Source organism: Streptomyces lanatus, from assembly GCF_014655715.1.
Classification (GTDB): Bacteria; Actinomycetota; Actinomycetes; order Streptomycetales; family Streptomycetaceae; genus Streptomyces; species Streptomyces lanatus.
In genome coordinates this window covers 96,222-111,310 of record NZ_BNBM01000026.1, presented here as the reverse complement: position 1 = coordinate 111,310, position 15,089 = coordinate 96,222, and the positions used below count along the sequence as shown (strand labels likewise).

The following is a 15,089-nucleotide window of genomic DNA, read 5'->3' as shown; positions in this document are numbered from 1 at the left end:
CGCCGCGGAGGGGATGGTTCCGACCCTCATGAGCGAGGAGCCGGCTGGGTGACGGAGGCAGGACGCCAGGTGGCGGGGCGGAGCGCGGGAACATGCGCCCCCCGCACCTCCGCGTACTCGGAGTTCGCGGCGAGCATCTTGTAGCGGGCGACCCGCGCGTCGCCCTCCCGCTGCGCGGTCATATGGGCGGCGATCATGCCGGCCACGAGGGGCGTGGCGAACGAGGTGCCGCTCCAGTGCGCGAACCCCTCGAACATCACCTGGTCGGGCTTGGCGTTGCCGCCCTGCTCGCTCAGCACGCCGGTGTGGCTCGGCGAGACGCAGGTGCAGGCATAGCCGAAGCCGTACCGGCAGGCGTCGTACGTGGAGTGCTGGTACACGTACGGCACGGGCTTGTCGAAGCCGGTGAGGGCACTGGTGAGGCGCTCACCGGGCGCGTACACCTTCACCCAGCCGCCATGGTTGCTGAAGCAGGCGCCGAACTCGCCGTCGCCGCGCAGCGCTCCGACCGACAGCACCACGTCCTGGTAGTCGGGCTGGTCGGCGTAGGCGGCGGGCCAGAACGGCGTGGCGCTGCCGTTGTTGCCGGCCGCGGCGACGAGCAGGGTGCGCTGGTCGCGCAGTTCCCGCATGAAGGCCTCGACACCGAGCAGGCCGTCGGTGCGGCCGTTGGCGGTGCCGGCGGAGAGACTGAGGATGTCGGGCCAGCCGCCCTCGTCGACGGCCTCGAAGAGCTTCTCGCCGAACTCGGACTCCAGGATGGCGCCCGCGTCATGGAGGGTGTTGCGGACGGTGATGCTGGTGTTGGGCGCGACGGCCGCGACGAGCCCGGCGATGAAGGTGCCGTGGCCGACGTACTGCTGGAGGATGCCCTGGTCGTCGCACTCCTGGACCTGGGTGTCGCCCTCGGTGTGGGCCAGCAGCGGGAAGGCGCGGTAGTCGTGCACGAGGCCGGTGTCGACGACGAGGACGCCGACGGCGCTGTCCGGGTCGTGGACGCCCTCGGCCGCCGCGGGGTTGGTGCCGTCGGCGAACAGGGCGGGCGCGGGCTCGTCACCGGGACAGGAGTTGACACCGGTGATGCCCACGAGGTGGTTGCGGCTGACGAGCCGCCGTCCCGCGCGGCCCTCCGTCTCCCGCAGCGAACGCAGGGCGTGCGCGACGGTGCGGTCGCCGCGCCGGTCGCCCTCGCCGGGGTCGCCGACCTGGATGCGGGTGATGCCCGAGCGGTTGGTCCGCGGACTGGCGCGGCGCACATGGTCCTGCACCAGGTCGGGCTCGGCGGTGAAGTGCGCGCGCACCGTGTCCTCGACGATGCGGGCGTCCTCGCCGTCGCGGACGAGGACGTAGCCCTTCTCGTAGATGAACTCGGCGGAGTCGTCCGGTCCCATCGCGAGCGGGACGTCGGGCATGCAGCGCTGCATGTGCTCGAACTGCTCGTGGAATCGCTGTGGTGCCATGGCGTGTCCTCCCCCTGAGGCAGCAATCGTCAGTCAGAGCGCGCGAGTGGCTGATTGATACAGCACCAAACCGGTGTGGCATGGTTCCGGGGCAACTACCATCCGTGGAGTGACAGCGGGAAGCGACTCGGTTCTCGAACTGCTGCCGATGGTGTTCGCCGCCCCGAACGACGCGTTGGCGAGGGCGGAGGGGCTGCTCGACGCCGATCCTTCGCCCCTGCACGCCTCCGTCGCCCACCAGGTGATCGGCATCTGGCAGCGGGACTGGGGCGACATGCGGATCGCCCTGCAGCATCTTCGGCGTGCCCGGGATCTCGCGGCACGCTCGGAGTCGGCCGACCGGGAGGCCGACGTCCTGGCGGCGCTCGGGGTCGCGTTGGTGCATGCGGGGCGCACTCAGCAGGGGCTGGCCGCGCTGGAGCGCGGGATCGAGCGCGGCAGCGGGCACACGCGCGCGCGGGTGCTGTTCCGCCGCGCCTACGCCCGCTGGGTCCTCGGCCATCACCGGGAGGCGCTGGAGGACGTGCGCCGGGCGATCCCCGTGCTGCGGCAGATGGACGACGTCATCTGGACGGCACGGGCGCTGACGCTGCGCGCCACCGTGCATCTCGCGCTCGGCGCGGTGGACCGGGCGGACGCCGACTTCACGGCGGCGGAGGCGCTGTGGGACACCACGGGCCAGGAGCACGACAAGGCCGACGCGGTGGAGAGCCGGGGGCTCGCCGCGTTCCGGTCGGGTGACATCCCGGTGGCGCTGCGGCTGCTGGACGAGGCCGAGGAGCGCTACGCCAAGCTCGGCACACCGACGTTCATGCTGAACATCCGCCGCTGCGAGGTGCTGATGGCGGCCGGTCTCGCCCCGGAGGCGCTGGCCGAGGCGGATGCGGCGATCGCCGTGCTCGACGGCATCGGCGGCCAGTCCACCCGCAAGGCGGAGCTGCTGTTGGCCGCCGCGCAGGCCGCCCGGCTCGCGGGTGACGCGCACACAGCGATCGCGCGCGCCGACATGGCCGTACGGCTGTTCGCGGGGCAGCGGCGTTCCTGGTGGGAGACGCATGCCCGGCTGGTGCTGATCGAGGCGCGGGTGGCGGCGGGGCGCAGTTCGGGGCGGCTGGTGGCCGACACGGTGGCGGTCGCCGACCGGCTGGCGTCGTTCGGCGCGCCGGCCGCGCCGGAGGCCTCGCTCCTCGCGGGCCGGATCGCGCTCACCCTGGGGTGGCGGGCCGACGCCGAGCGGCATCTGGGCGTCGCCGCCCGCAGCAGGCACAGCGGGCCGCCGCTGGCGCGGATGACGGGCTGGGCGGCGCAGGCGCTGCGGGCGCGGGCGGCGGGTTCGGGGCGCGGGGTCCTGGAGGCGTGCCGACGCGGCCTGGACGTGCTCGACGCGCACCGGATGACGCTGGGCGCCTCGGAGTTGAGGGCCCGCGCCACCGCCCAGGGTGCCGAACTGGCCGCGCTGGCCCAGCAGGCCAGCCTCGACTCGGGCAGTCCGCGCAGACTGCTGGTGTGGAGCGAGCGCTGGCGGAACACGGCGCTGTCCACTCCGCCGACCCGGCCGCCGGCCGATCCGGAGCTGCAGCGCGAACTGACCGCGTTCCGTGAGATCGCGGCTCGCGCGGAGGAGGCGCGCCGGGAGGCCCGTCCGGTTCCGGCGCTGGAGCGCGAACAGCGGCGCCTGGAGCGGGAGATCCGCTCCCGCACACTGCATCTGCGCGGCGACACACCCGGCGACGGCCATCGCTTCGACCCCGGCCGGCTGCTTGAGCGGCTGGGCGACGACGGCGTACGACTGCTCGAACTCGCCGTGCTGGACGGGCGGGTTCAGGTGCTGCTGTGCGGGCAGGGACGGGTGCGCCGGTTCGAGGCGGGGCTGCTGGCCGAGGCGGAGACCGAGGCCGAGCATGTCCAGGCCGGGTTGCGGCGGCTGGCCCACCCCGGTGCGGAGGCGCGGCTGCCGGTGGTGGAGGCGGCGGGGCGGCGCCTGGAGGAACTGCTGCTCGGCCCGGCGGCGGCCCACCTGGGCGAGGGCCCCGTGGTCGTCGTGCCGCCCGCCCGACTGCACCGGGTGCCCTGGGCGTTGCTGCCGTCGCTGCGCGACCGCGTACTGAGCGTGTCCCCGTCGGCGAGCGGCTGGCTGCGCGCCCGGGAGACCGAGCCGCCGCCTGGTGGCCGTCAGGTGCTGGTGCGCGGGCCGGGGCTGGCCACGGGCGGCGCGGAGGTGCCGCATCTCGCGGGGCGGTACGGCGGTGCCGTCGTCCTGGAACACGCCGAGGCACGTGTGCCGAGGGTGCTGGAGGAGCTGGACGGGGCGGCGCTGGCACATATCGCCGCGCACGGCACGTTCCGCGCGGACGGCCCCCTGTTCTCGTCCCTGCGGATGGCCGACGGGCCGCTGATCGTGCACGACTTCGAGCGCCTGGACCGCAGCCCGTACCGCATCATCCTGTCCTGCTGCGACACCGCCCGTTTCGCCTCGGTCGGCGCCGACGAACTGCTCGGCCTGGTCACCGCGCTGCTGCCGCTGGGCACGGCGGGCGTGGTGGCCTGCACGGCCCCCGTCAACGACGCCGCGGTCGTACCCCTGATGCTCGCCCTGCACAAGGCACTCAGCGAGGGCCTCTCCCTCGCTGAGTCCCTCCGCGACGCCCGGGCGTCACTGCCGGGCGACGCCCTGCACCGGGCGACGGGGTGGGCGTTCACGGCCTTCGGCGCGACCTGACGGCTGGTTCGGCGTGAGGCGTGAGGCGTGAGGTCACGCGGGCTGTGCGTCCGGTTGGTCCACGAGCCACGGCAGGGCACCCCGGTCGCCGGCGCCGAGGCGGGCGTAGGCGCTGTAGAGGTGGTTGCCGACCGTGCGGACGGACAGGGTGAGCCTCTCGGCGATCTGGCGGTTGCTCAGGCCCGTCGCCGCGAGTGTGACGATCTCCCGTTGGCGGGCGGTGAGTTCGCCGAGGACCAGGCCGGACAGTGCCGGTGTACGGGCGCCCTGGCAGCGGCGGGCCAGGGCCACGGCACGCATGCGCGAGGCGCGGGCGGCACGTGGGTCACGGTGGGCCCGTACGGCCTGGGCGTGCGCCTCGGCCGCGAAGAGCAGGAAGCCGCGCTCCCGCAGCTGTTCGGCCACCCGGTCCAGCGCCGGGCCGTCGGCGCGGGCCAGGGCGTCGGCGTGTGCGGCGAACACCCCGGTCAGACGGGCCGCGGCCTGCTCGGGGGCGCCCAGGCGAACAGCGTCGTAGGCGTCGCCGCCGACGACGCCCAGGACCGACCCGCCCCCAGCCCTCGTCGACCGGATGGCCGCCCCACCCCCGTCGGGGCGGCCACCCAGGATTCGGTGCGCGGCTGTCGTGTCGCCCGACTGTTCCGCGGCCAGGGCCAGTTCGAGGTGGCAGGAGGGGTCGTCGGTGGCGGCGCGCAGGCCCTCCCGGGCCCAGGCAGCCGCTTCCCGCAGCTCGCCGCGCAGTCGTGCGAAGCGGGCGCGTACGGCCGCGTATCCGGCCGGTACCGGTGTGCCTTCCGCGGCCAGCCACTCCCCCACGGGCGTCGGCATCGCACGGACGTCCGCCGTGTCGATACGGCGGTTCAGCGCGGCCTGCTCGGAGTCGAGCGCGGGTTCCCACTGCTCGGGCGTGCGGGCCAGGCGTCTGGCCCGGAGGCGGCCGGCCGCGGCCCGTAGCACCGGGCCGTGCAGGGGGTGGGCGAGGCGGACGGTGCCCTGGTCGTCGACGTGGACCAGCGCGGCGGCCTCAAGGTGTTCGAGGGCGCGCAGGTCGAGTCGGTCCGCCTCCAGGTCCAGCGGCAGGGGCTCGGCGAAGGCGAGGCGTTCGAGGGCCTCGCGCTCCTCGGGGCAGGTGCGGTCGAGGAGGTGCGCGGTGTGCTCGCGCACGGTCGATGTCATCGGCACCGGGCCGCGCCACGCCCATTCGTCGGTGTCCGGGACGCGGGTGAGCAGTCCGCGTTCGCGCACCGCGCCGACCAGCTCGCGCAGCAGCCGCAGGTCCCCCTGGCACAGGCGGTGCAGCCGGTTGACGGTGAGCGGTTCAAGGGCGCCGGCGGCCAGCAGCCGGGCCGTGTCCTCGCGGGGCAGCGGCTCAAGGGTGAGACGGGGCAGGAGTTCGCCGGTCCACAGCCGGGTGATCGCGCCCGGGGCGGGGGTGCCGTCGGTGGTGACGACGAGGAGACGGGTGCGGCCGTGCACGGCCAGCTGGTGGACGAGGGCGGCCGAGGCGTCGTCGAGCAGATGGGCGTCGTCGACGAGAAGCAGTCGTACGTCGGAGAGATGCTGGAACGCGCCGTGCAGGGACGCCGTTTCGGGGACGAGGTGGGCGAACGCGGCGAAGCGGATACCGCGGCTCTCGGGCGTGCCGGCCACCCGGGCGAAGTCGGCGCCGCGGACGGCCTCGGTGACGAGGCGGGTCTTGCCGCTGCCGGCCGGGCCCGTGATCACGATGCCGTGCCGGCCGGCGCCCAGGGCGCCCCGGACCAGGTCGAGTTCGTCCTCCCGGCCGGTGAACGGCCAAGGCAGATCCAGGGTCTTCGCGTCGCGTTCGAAAATCGTCACGCCAGTATGAGCACGGTGACTCACACCTGATACACGCGTACTTGAGTAGCCCCCGACTCAGGCGCCCGGGGCGGGTCGACGGCAACCTGTTCGCCATGACCGCTCGCTACTGCTCGCTCGCGCAGCAGTCGGCGCCCGCCTTCGCCCCAGGGCTGGCCGCCGAGCGGCTCAACGCGCTCATCAGCGGACGCCGGATGTGGGTCAACGGCACCGTGCTGCACTACTACTTCTTCGACCGGGAATCGGATGTCTCCCCGATCCCCGACCCGGAGACCGGTGAGATGCGGCACATGACGTGGACCGGCAGCAAGGAGCAGCAGGACGTCGTGCGCGAGTGCTTCCAGGAGTGGCACGGCCTCGGCATCGGGCTGTCGTTCGTGGAGGTGCGCGACCGTTCGGAGGCCGAGCTGCGGATCGGGTTCCAGCTCGGCGACGGCTCCTGGTCGACCGTCGGCAAGGACTCGCTGCGGCTCGGCCTCAATGAGCGCACCATGAACTTCGGCTGGGATCTGACCGTGCCCGGCGAGCGCGGGACGGCCCTGCACGAGATCGGGCACGCGCTCGGCATGCTGCACGAGCACCAGAGCCCGTTCGCCGGCATCCACTGGGACGACGAGGCCGTGTACGCCGATCTGGCGGGCCCGCCGAACTTCTGGAGCCGGGACAAGACGTTCTTCAACATCCTGCGCAAGCTCGACGCGAACGAGGTCAACGGTTCCGTCTGGGACCCGCAGTCGATCATGGAGTACCCGTTCTCGGGCGGGCTGATCCTGGAGCCGGAGCAGTTCCGCGGAGGACTGAATCCGCCGGGTGTGCTGTCCCGGGCCGACAAGGAGTTCGTGCGCCGCTGGTATCCGCCGGCCCAGGCGCCCGGCCCACGCGAGCTGGTGCCCTTCCGGTCGGTTCCGCTGCGGCTGGGCCCCGCGGAGCAGGCCGACTTCGTCGTCGAGCCGCCGGAGACCCGTGAGTACACGGTGGGCACCTTCGGCGACAGCGACACCGTCGTCGTGGTCTTCGAGGAACGCGACGGGGAGCCGCGTTACCTCACCGGCCGGGACGACGGCGGCACCCCGCACAACGCCATGCTCAAGGCGCGCCTGGTCAAGGGCCGCCGCTACTTCGTCCGGGTGCGCCTCTATGCCGGCTGGGGGTCGGGGGAGACGGCGGTCATGTGCTGGTGACGGTACACAGCCGCTGACGCGCCCGGACGGGACGGTCCACAGTCCGGCGCCGGGGAAAGTGGCCGGGACAAACGCCACCTTCGGGGGAGGGTGACGTTTTCCCGGCCACGCCGGCGTCCCGCACCCACCACCTCACGAGGGCACGTTCTCGGGGTGGGCCAGGCCGAGGTGGTCGCGCAGGGTCGTGCCCTCGTACTCCGTGCGGAAGACGCCCTTCTCCTGGAGCAGCGGGACCACCTTGTCGGCGAACTCGTCGAGGCCCGTCGGCGTGATGTGCGGGACGAGGATGAAGCCGTCGCTCGCGTCGGCCTGCACGAACTCGTCGATGGTCCGGGCGAGGGTGGCCGGGGAGCCGACGAAGTTCTGCCGGTTGCCGGTGTGGATGACCAGGTCGCGGATGGACCACTTGTTGGCCTCGGCGAGTTCGCGCCACTCGTGGGCGGTGGCGATCGGATCCCGGTACATACGGACCTGGGCGCGGCCCTTGGAGATGTGGTCGTCGCCGACGTCCGGGTCGATGTCCGGGAGGGGGCCTTCCGGGTCGTAGGCCGAAAGGTCCCGGTTCCAGACGAACTCCAGGTGCTTGAGGGCGGTGGCTCCGCTGACCTGCTGACGGCGCACCTCCCGGGCGAGTTCCTCGGCCTCGGCGTCGGTGTCGGCGAGTGCGAAGGTCGCGGCGGGCAGGATGAGCAGTTGGTCGGGGCGGCGGCCGTATTTCGCGAGCCGGGACTTGATGTCGGTGTAGAAGGCCTGGCCGGCCTCCAGGGTGCCGTGCCGGCTGAAGATGGCGTCGGCTTCCGCGGCGGCGAACTCGCGGCCCTCCTCGGAGTCCCCGGCCTGGAAGATGACCGGGCGGCCCTGCGGGGAGCGCGGGACGTTGAACTGTCCGTGGATGTCGAAGTGCTGCCCGGTGTGGACGAAGGCCCCGGCCTTGGCGTCCCGCAGGAAGGTGCCGGTCTCCTGGTCGGCGAGGATCTCGTCGCCGTGCCAGGAGTCGAAGAGTTCGTTCGCGGTGGCGAGGAACTCCTTGGCCCGGGAGTAGCGCTCCTCCTGCGGCAGGAAGCCGCCACGGCGGAAGTTCTCGCCGGTGAAGGCGTCCCAGGAGGTGACGACGTTCCAGGCGGAGCGGCCGCCGGAGAGGTGGTCGAGACTGGCGAACTGTCGGGCGACCTCGTAGGGCTCGTTGAAGGTGGAGTTGATGGTGCCGGTCAGCCCGAGATGCTCGGTGACGGCGGCGAGCGCGGCGAGGACGGTGAAGGTGTCCGGGCGGCCGACCACGTCCAAGTCGTAGATCTCACCGCCCTGTTCACGGAGCCTGAGTCCCTCGGCGAGGAACAGGAAGTCGAACTTGGCGCGTTCGGCGGTCCGCGCGAAGTGGGCGAAGGAGCTGAACTCGATATGGCTGCCGGCGCGCGGGTCGCTCCACACGGTGGTGTTGTTGACGCCGGGGAAGTGGGCGGCCAGGTGGATCTGCTTCAGGGGTTTCGTCATGGCTGCGGTCCTTTCCGGCTCAGGCTTCGGTGTAGCGGTTGGCGGGGCGGGCCAGGCCCAGCAGCCCGCGCAGGGTGTCGGCCTCGTAGGCACGGCGGAAGACGCCCCGGCGCTGGAGTTCGGGGACGAGCCCTCGGGTGATCGCCGGGAGGTCGTGCCCCGCGACGGCGGGTCGGAGCCGGAATCCGGAGAGCCCCGCGCCCTGCAACTCCTGGAGCAGATCGGCGAGTTGGGAGGGCGTACCGGCGAAGATCTGGGCATCACTCGTGTACGGCTCCCCCGCGAGCGCGTCGAGCCGCGCCCGGCGTGCGGTCGCGGCGCCCGGGTCGTCGTCGAGGAAGACGAGCAGGTCACCGAAGAGATGCAGGGGTTCGGCGGCTCGCCCGGCCACGTTCTGCTCGGCGCGGATCTGCGCGACGATCGCGCGGGCCTCGTCGGCGTCGTACGGGGTGATGTAGCCGACGTCAGCGGCGCGGGCCACCAGCCGGTAGGGGACGGTGTCATGGGCGAGGGCGCTGACGATCGGCCGGCCCTGTGGCGGCCGGGGTGTGATGGACGGGCCCTTGACGCTGAAGTGCCTGCCCTCGAAGTCGATGTAGTGCAGCTTGTCGCAGTCGATGAAGCGGCCCGTGGCGGTGTCCCGGATCTCGGCGTCGTCCTCCCAGCTGTCCCAGAGGCGGCGCACCACCTCCACGTAGTCGGCGGTCTCGTCGAAGAGGTCGTGGATCACGGGCTGGTCGTAGGCGTCGATGCGCGGGATCTCGCGGCGGCCGAAGTGGGCGGCCTCGTTCGGGCGGGCGGTGAGCTGGACCCGTAGTCCGGCGCGGCCGGTGCTGACGTGGTCGAGGGTGGCGATCGCCTTGGATATGTGGAACGGCTCTGTGTGGGTCGACACCACCGTCGGCACCAGACCTATGTGCCGGGTCAGCGGGGCCACTCGGGAGGCGATGAGTACGGCGTCGAGTCGGCCCCGTACCTGGTCGGTGCGTTCGTCCGGGTCCAGGAAGTGGGAGGACTGAAGGCCGAGGCCGTCCTCGATGGTCACGAAGTCGAGGAGACCTCGCTCGGCCTCGGTGACCAGGTCGGCCCAGTAGGCGGCGGTGAACAGGTCGCGTGGGCTGGCCACCGGCTCACGCCAAGACGCGGGATGCCAGCCGGTGCCGTCCAGGGCTACGGCGAGATGCAGGGAAGAGGGAGCTGGGGACACGGGGCGGTGCCTTCCTGGAGGTCCGTGACGATCAGCGGACGACGGTCGATCAGGAGTTGTCGAGCGGCAGTCCGGGCGGGTTGACCTCCGACTTGGCCACGGCCTCGTTGGACAGGTTCCAGGCGGCGAGCCACTTCGCGTACTGGCCGTTCTCGATCAGGTGGTTGATCGCGGCGGCCAAGGGCTCGGCGAGTCCGCTGTCCTTCTTGGCGGTCGCGGCGATGAGGCCCTGGAGGCTCGCCCCGGCCCCGGAGAACTGACCGGCGATCTTCGTCGGGGTGGGCGTGCTCGCGGTCTGTGTGACGTGGTACGAGAGGTTGGGGCTCGGGCCGAAGTAGGCGTCGATCTTGCCGCTGTTGAGGGCCAGGTAGGTGCTGTTGCTGTCCTGGAAGTACTTGATGGCCAGCCTCTTGCCCTCCTTCTCCAGGCGGCTCTTCCACTCCAGCAGGATGCGTTCCTGGTTGGTGCCGGCGCCGACGGACACGGTCTTGCCTGCGAGCACCTCGTAGTCGCCGTCGAAGGCGAACTCCGAGTCCTTGAGCGCCTCGAAGGCGAGGTCGTCCTTGCGGTAGGAGGCGAACTCGTACTTGCGCTTGCGCTCCTCGGTGTCGGTGATGTTCGAGAAGCCGACGTTCACCTTGCCGCTGTCGATGCCGACGAAGAGGTTCTCCCAGGTGAACCGCTTGACCTCGGGTTCGAGGCCGAGGACGGCCGCGACCAGCCGGGCGAGGTCGATCTCGGAGCCGGTGAGGGTCTTCTGGTCGCTGCCGACGAAGCCGAGCGGCGGGGCGCCGGAGGGCAGGGTGCCGGAGCCGATCACCAGCTTGCCGCTCTTCTTGATGCCGGCGGGCAGCTGGTCGCTGATGGACTTCACCTCGGAGACCTTGAGGGTGGCCTCCTTGGCGGCGCCGTTGGACAGGGTGCCGACGGTGACGGTGCCCGCGGTGTCGTTCGTGCGGGTGGCGGCGTCGCTGTCCCCACCGCAGGCGGCGAGCCCGGTGGCGAGGGTGGCGACGGCGGTCGCCGCGGTGATGCCGCGTAGCAGGCTGCGTCGGTTGAAGTGGCTGGGCATGGCCGTCCTTGGTGTTCGGTGGGCATGGGGAGAGGTGAGGTCAGAGGACCTTGCTGAGGAAGTCCCTGGTCCGCTCGTGCCGGGGCTTGTCGAGGACTTCGGAGGGCGGGCCCTGCTCGACGATCCGGCCGCCGTCGATGAACACGACCCGGTCGGCGATCTCGCGCGCGAAGCCGATCTCGTGGGTGACGATGACGAGGGTGGTGCCGCTGGTCGCCAGGTCCTTGATGACGGAGAGGACTTCGCCGACGAGTTCGGGATCGAGGGCGGAGGTCGGCTCGTCGAAGAGGATGACTCCGGGGCGCAGCGCGAGGGCGCGGGCGATGGCCACGCGTTGCTGCTGGCCGCCCGACAGCTGCCGCGGGTAGGCGGTGGCCTTGTCGGCCAGGCCGACCCGGGCTAGGAGGTCGCGGGCGAGTTCCAGGGCCGCGGGCTTGGCGAGTCTGCCGGTCGCCACCGGGGCCGCGGCCACGTTGTCGAGGACCGTCAGATGCGGGAAGAGGTTGAAGTTCTGGAAGACGAAGCCGATCCTGCCGCGCTGGGTGAGGATGGCGCGCTCGCTCAGCTCCTTCAGCCGGTCACCCTGCCTGCGTACGCCGATCAGTTCGCCGTCGAGACTGACATGGCCGATCTCGGGCTTCTCCAGGTGGTTGATGACCCTGAGCAGGGTGGACTTGCCGGAGCCGGACGGGCCGAGGATCACGGTGACCTCGCCGGGCCGCACCGTCAGGTCGACCCCGTTGAGCACCCGGTGGGCGCCGTACCACTTGTGCACGTCGTGCACCTCGACGGTGGCGCCCGTACTCAGGAGGGTTTCGGCGGTCATACGGCGGCCTCCCTACGGGCGCGGGCCCTGAGGTCGGTTATGGCGATGCGCAGCTTCTGCAGCGGGGTCGGCGGCAGGGAGCGCGTGGCGCCCCGGGCGTAGTGCCGTTCGACGTAGAACTGGGCGACGGAGACGACGCTGGTGAGGATCAGGTACCAGACGGTGGCGACCATCAGCAGCGGCACGATGTCGCCGGGGTAGGTGGAGCCCATGGACTGCGCGGCGCCGAACAGGTCGAGCAGGGAGACGTAGAAGACCAGCGAGGTGCCCTTGATCAGGCCGATGAGCTGGTTGACGTAGTTCGGGACGATGGAGCGCAGGGCCTGCGGGAAGACGATCCGCTTGAACTGGTAGCCCTTGGGCAGTCCGAGGGCCGCGGCCGCCTCGTGCTGGCCCTGGTCGACGGAGAGGATGCCGCCGCGGACGACCTCGGCGGCGTACGCGGACTCGTGGAGGCTGATGCCGACGACCGCGATGACGATGTCGGTGGCGAGCTTCGACTCGTCGAAGGAGAAGAAGGCGGGGCCGAAGGGCACGCCCACGCTCAGGGTCCTGTACAGGGCGCTGAAGTTGTAGAGGAACAGCAGCACCACGATGAGCGGGACGGAGCGGAATGCCCAGACGTAGATCCAGCTGACCGCCCGCAGCACCGGGCTCCGTGAGAGCCGGGCGAGTGCCAGCAGGATGCCGCCGAGGAGGCCCAGCACCGCGCTGTAGGCGGTGACTTCGAGGGTGACGAGGAGTCCGTCGAGGATGGTCGGCCGTAGGAACCAGTAGCCGAAGCGGTCCCACTGGTAGAAGGGGTTGGTCACCAGGCCGTGGAGGAACTGGGCCGCCAGGACCAGGACCACCGCGGTGGCGATCCAGCGGCCGGGCCGCCGCAGCGGCAGGACTCGCTGTGCTGTCAGTGGTTTTGACGGGGTGTCGGCGGACGGCGGTCCCTCGGCGAGGGACACGGCGGCGCCTGGGGGTTCGCTCATGGAGGGCTCCGGCAGGAGTCGGAATTCCCCGGACCGGGCGTGGGGTGTGACGACGACGGCCGCTGGGCGGCGCGTCGTCTCACGGCAGGCGCGGGTACCGGGGGCTGGGCGGGCGACGGCACACCGCGTGGGCGGTGTTCGTCAGGGAGCGCGTGGGACAGAGAAGGTGTCAGCCACGACAGCGGGCACGGCCCGGTGCGGTACACAGTGCGCTGTTGACGCGGAGCAGATCGACGATCCGGTCGGCGACCAGCAGGACGCGGCTCTGGGAGCGGCGCTCGGCCGTCCTGGGAGCTGCGTCCATGTCGTCACTCGCTTTTCCGGCCCGTCCGGGCCTCGCGCTTACCGAATGTCATCCGGTCCGGTCGTCACCTGGGGCACCCCACCGCGACGCGAGGGTTGCCGGTCAGCGAGCCAGGGCTTGTCGCTGACGCTCATGACCGTTCTGGGCCGTAAGTTAAGACAGTTGCCCGAACGAATGTCAACGCCGGTCCACGGTGTGGAACGGCTCAGGAACCGGCTGCCGCGTGGGCCGCCCAGTCGAGGATCTGGACGGCGGCTCCGGCGGCCTCCAGGCCCTGGCAACGGGCGTGGTGGCGGCGGGAGATGGCGTCGAGGTCGAGGTGCGCGCCGAACGCCGGGTCGGCGGTGAGCCGCCGGGCGTAGTCCCACAGGGCGGGGTGGTCGGCGATGCGCTGCACGGCCGCCGCGTCCAGGTGGTGCCGGTGGACGGTGTCGAGTTGGACCAGGGTGACCCACAACTCGACGTCCGCAGCGGTGATCTGATGTCGGATCATGTGTGTACGGCCGTCGAGCCAGCGGTCCAGCGCACCCAGTGAGCGCAGCAGGGTCCCGAGCGCCTCGTCGCGCTCCGCCGGATCGGCGCCCGCTGCCCCTGCACGCTGCGCGGCCTCCTCGATGCCCTGGGCGCACATGCGCTCGACGGCCTCGATCTCGGACTCCGCGCCGCGGGGGTAGAGCTCCAGACGGCCGTGGCCGAAGCGTCGGGCGAGGTCTCGGATGATGTCGGGGGCGTGTGTGCTGACGATGCGCCCGGACCAGTCGTCGCTGAGGACGGGGGCGAGGGCGGGTCCGGAGTACCGGTGGGCGCTGGCGTCGTACAGCGGGCGCAGCACGGCGTGTCCGCCGTCGGAGGTGTCGGGGACCGGGGGCAGGAAGGTCGCGGGACAGCTGTCGTCGAGGCCCAGCAGGGTGTGGGCGACGGCGATGCGCAGGCCGTCCGGGCAGGCGGTGGAGAGGTGGAGGCGGTAGCGGCGCGGCACGGCGTAGTGGCCGCTGCGCGCGTCCCGGCCGATACGGCCCCGGAAGGCGGGGGCGGACGGTGTGGACACATGGGCGGCCAGCGGTGTGACGGACATGACTCTCCCCGGGGCAGGCGTGTGGACGAACGCGGTCGGCTGAGGCGACGTGGGTGTTCAGCCCAGGGGGCTGATCGCGCTGCATACGCGGAGCAGATCGATGTGACGGCGGGACGTGAGAAGGGGCGAACGGCTCACTCGACCGGTGACCGACTCAAGACGCCCCATGCTTCCCTACCAATTCACTAGGAATCCTGATCGAGTGTCGGTCCGTGTGCGGCCGGCGTCAAGAGGGCGTCCAGGGTCCGGGAATCGGCGGACCCTTCCGTACAATTTGAACCCGAACGACAATCGTCCGCTCCCCCGTCCGACACCGCCTGTCCGACGCCGCGGCCAAAGGAGAGTGCCATGCCCGGCCAACGATCGATCACCGCCGCCGAGAAGCTGGCCGAGGCCAAGCTCGGCGGTATTCCGCTGCACCGGGAGCAGATGGCCGTGGTCGCCAACATCTATCGGGCCGCCTCGACGGTCCGCCAGCACCTGGAGAACTCCGTGCTGCGCGGGGCCGATCTGACCTGGACGGCGTTCGTGGTGCTGTGGGTGGTCTGGGTGTGGGGCGAATCGGAGACCCGGCACATCGCGGAGGAGGCCGGGATCTCCAAGGGGACGCTGACCGGCGTGGCGCGGACGCTGGAGGGCCGGGGGCTGGTGCAGCGTGCCGGGCACCCCAGTGACGGCCGCCTTGTGCTGCTCAGCCTCACCGAGGAGGGCGAGGAGCTGATGCGGCGGCTGTTCCCGGCGTTCAACGAGGAGGAGGCCTTCGTCGCCGGGCGGCTCAGCGACGAGGAGTGCCGGAGTGTGGCGGAAGGGCTGCGCCGGGTGGTCCTCCAGGTCGAGGAGCAGGGTGAGGAACGCCGCCTCACCCTGCTCGACGGAGCCGAACCGGCGCCTCGCCGCAGCGGGCGCCGGGCCAGGAACGACGGCTGACGGAGCGC

General features: G+C 71.8%; 13 protein-coding genes and 1 riboswitch. Of the genes, 3 read left to right on the top strand and 10 right to left on the bottom strand.

Going from position 1 to position 15,089, the window contains the following annotated elements:
• Positions 1-26 precede the first annotated feature (26 nt).
• Positions 27-1,460, bottom strand: coding sequence for a S8/S53 family peptidase (locus IE325_RS43030; RefSeq protein WP_190075658.1), 1,434 nt, complete (start codon positions 1,458-1,460; stop codon positions 27-29).
• Between the two features lie 148 nt (positions 1,461-1,608).
• Between IE325_RS43030 and IE325_RS43025 the strand changes: the two genes are divergently transcribed.
• Positions 1,609-4,179 carry a CHAT domain-containing protein gene (locus IE325_RS43025; protein WP_190075679.1) on the top strand — a complete coding sequence of 857 codons (2,571 nt, stop codon included), beginning with the start codon at positions 1,609-1,611 and terminating at the stop codon, positions 4,177-4,179.
• Between the two features lie 33 nt (positions 4,180-4,212).
• Here the strand turns inward: IE325_RS43025 and IE325_RS43020 are convergent, their stop codons facing one another.
• Positions 4,213-6,018, bottom strand: a complete 1,806-nt coding sequence (locus IE325_RS43020) for a LuxR family transcriptional regulator AbsR2 (protein ID WP_190075657.1) — start codon at positions 6,016-6,018, stop codon at positions 4,213-4,215.
• A 95-nt stretch (positions 6,019-6,113) separates the two neighbouring features.
• Here IE325_RS43020 and absR1 point away from each other — a divergent pair, with 95 nt between their 5' ends.
• Complete coding sequence (absR1, locus tag IE325_RS43015; protein ID WP_190075656.1) at positions 6,114-7,199, top strand: beta-glucuronidase AbsR1; 1,086 nt, start codon at positions 6,114-6,116, stop codon at positions 7,197-7,199.
• Positions 7,200-7,331: 132 nt separating this feature from the next.
• Here the strand turns inward: absR1 and IE325_RS43010 are convergent, their stop codons facing one another.
• From IE325_RS43010 to IE325_RS47185, 8 genes are all read right to left on the bottom strand, one after another.
• Positions 7,332-8,690 carry an NtaA/DmoA family FMN-dependent monooxygenase gene (locus IE325_RS43010; protein WP_190075655.1) on the bottom strand — a complete coding sequence of 453 codons (1,359 nt, stop codon included), beginning with the start codon at positions 8,688-8,690 and terminating at the stop codon, positions 7,332-7,334.
• Positions 8,691-8,709: 19 nt separating this feature from the next.
• Complete coding sequence (locus tag IE325_RS43005) at positions 8,710-9,897, bottom strand: LLM class flavin-dependent oxidoreductase (RefSeq protein ID WP_190075654.1); 1,188 nt, start codon at positions 9,895-9,897, stop codon at positions 8,710-8,712.
• A 49-nt stretch (positions 9,898-9,946) separates the two neighbouring features.
• Positions 9,947-10,969 (bottom strand): transporter substrate-binding domain-containing protein, encoded by a 1,023-nt coding sequence (locus IE325_RS43000; protein ID WP_190075653.1) that lies wholly within the window; start codon positions 10,967-10,969, stop codon positions 9,947-9,949.
• 40 nt (positions 10,970-11,009) lie between these two features.
• Positions 11,010-11,795 carry an amino acid ABC transporter ATP-binding protein gene (locus IE325_RS42995; protein WP_190075652.1) on the bottom strand — a complete coding sequence of 262 codons (786 nt, stop codon included), beginning with the start codon at positions 11,793-11,795 and terminating at the stop codon, positions 11,010-11,012.
• Complete coding sequence (locus tag IE325_RS42990) at positions 11,792-12,775, bottom strand: amino acid ABC transporter permease (protein WP_190075651.1); 984 nt, start codon at positions 12,773-12,775, stop codon at positions 11,792-11,794. Before IE325_RS42990 ends, IE325_RS42995 begins: the two co-directional genes overlap by 4 nt.
• 169 nt (positions 12,776-12,944) lie before the next feature.
• Positions 12,945-13,079 (bottom strand): hypothetical protein, encoded by a 135-nt coding sequence (locus tag IE325_RS46775; protein WP_268256397.1) that lies wholly within the window; start codon positions 13,077-13,079, stop codon positions 12,945-12,947.
• Positions 13,080-13,108: 29 nt separating this feature from the next.
• A riboswitch (SAM riboswitch) is annotated at positions 13,109-13,217 on the bottom strand.
• 67 nt (positions 13,218-13,284) lie between these two features.
• Complete coding sequence (locus tag IE325_RS42985; protein ID WP_190075650.1) at positions 13,285-14,154, bottom strand: glutathione S-transferase C-terminal domain-containing protein; 870 nt, start codon at positions 14,152-14,154, stop codon at positions 13,285-13,287.
• 57 nt (positions 14,155-14,211) lie between these two features.
• Complete coding sequence (locus IE325_RS47185; RefSeq protein WP_350896821.1) at positions 14,212-14,322, bottom strand: putative leader peptide; 111 nt, start codon at positions 14,320-14,322, stop codon at positions 14,212-14,214.
• A gap of 180 nt (positions 14,323-14,502) precedes the next feature.
• Here IE325_RS47185 and IE325_RS42980 point away from each other — a divergent pair, with 180 nt between their 5' ends.
• Positions 14,503-15,081, top strand: coding sequence for a MarR family winged helix-turn-helix transcriptional regulator (locus IE325_RS42980; RefSeq protein WP_190075649.1), 579 nt, complete (start codon positions 14,503-14,505; stop codon positions 15,079-15,081).
• Positions 15,082-15,089 lie beyond the last annotated feature (8 nt).

What these genes read in the sequence shown, in the direction of transcription:
- IE325_RS43010 (WP_190075655.1), bottom strand. Translation starts at nt 8,690, where the DNA reads ATGACGAAACCCCTGAAGCAGATCCACCTGGCCGCCCACTTCCCCGGC.
- IE325_RS42995 (WP_190075652.1), bottom strand. Translation starts at nt 11,795, where the DNA reads ATGACCGCCGAAACCCTCCTGAGTACGGGCGCCACCGTCGAGGTGCAC.
- absR1 (WP_190075656.1), top strand. Translation starts at nt 6,114, where the DNA reads ATGACCGCTCGCTACTGCTCGCTCGCGCAGCAGTCGGCGCCCGCCTTC.
- IE325_RS42980 (WP_190075649.1), top strand. Translation starts at nt 14,503, where the DNA reads ATGCCCGGCCAACGATCGATCACCGCCGCCGAGAAGCTGGCCGAGGCC.
- IE325_RS42985 (WP_190075650.1), bottom strand. Translation starts at nt 14,154, where the DNA reads ATGTCCGTCACACCGCTGGCCGCCCATGTGTCCACACCGTCCGCCCCC.
- IE325_RS43025 (WP_190075679.1), top strand. Translation starts at nt 1,609, where the DNA reads ATGGTGTTCGCCGCCCCGAACGACGCGTTGGCGAGGGCGGAGGGGCTG.
- IE325_RS42990 (WP_190075651.1), bottom strand. Translation starts at nt 12,775, where the DNA reads ATGAGCGAACCCCCAGGCGCCGCCGTGTCCCTCGCCGAGGGACCGCCG.
- IE325_RS43030 (WP_190075658.1), bottom strand. Translation starts at nt 1,460, where the DNA reads ATGGCACCACAGCGATTCCACGAGCAGTTCGAGCACATGCAGCGCTGC.
- IE325_RS43000 (WP_190075653.1), bottom strand. Translation starts at nt 10,969, where the DNA reads ATGCCCAGCCACTTCAACCGACGCAGCCTGCTACGCGGCATCACCGCG.
- IE325_RS46775 (WP_268256397.1), bottom strand. Translation starts at nt 13,079, where the DNA reads ATGGACGCAGCTCCCAGGACGGCCGAGCGCCGCTCCCAGAGCCGCGTC.
- IE325_RS47185 (WP_350896821.1), bottom strand. Translation starts at nt 14,322, where the DNA reads ATGGGGCGTCTTGAGTCGGTCACCGGTCGAGTGAGCCGTTCGCCCCTT.